The organism is Streptococcus mitis, assembly GCF_905187495.1.
Lineage (GTDB): Bacteria > Bacillota > Bacilli > Lactobacillales > Streptococcaceae > Streptococcus > Streptococcus mitis_CU.
Map to the genome: position 1 here is coordinate 1 of NZ_CAJJIB010000018.1, position 221 is coordinate 221.

General features: G+C 44.3%; 1 protein-coding gene. It reads left to right on the forward strand.

Translation table 11 applies throughout. The annotated features are described in order from the left end of the window. A partial coding sequence (locus JQ843_RS03880) for a DUF1542 domain-containing protein (RefSeq protein ID WP_203212945.1) occupies positions 1 to 221 on the forward strand: 221 nt, incomplete at both ends.

The window sequence follows — 221 nt, forward strand, 5'->3', positions numbered from 1 at the left end:
GATGCCAACAATGACTTAACAGCAGAAGAAAAAACAAAAGCTAAAGAAGATGCGAAAGCCAAAGCAGACGCAGCAAAACAAGCAATTGATCAAGCAACAACAAATGCAGCGGTGGAACAAGCTAAGGCTGATGGAGCAACAAGTGTAGACTCAGTGACACCAACAGCGCAAGCGAAGCCAGCGGCAAAACAAGCCATCGATGAAGCATTAAAAGCAAAAGA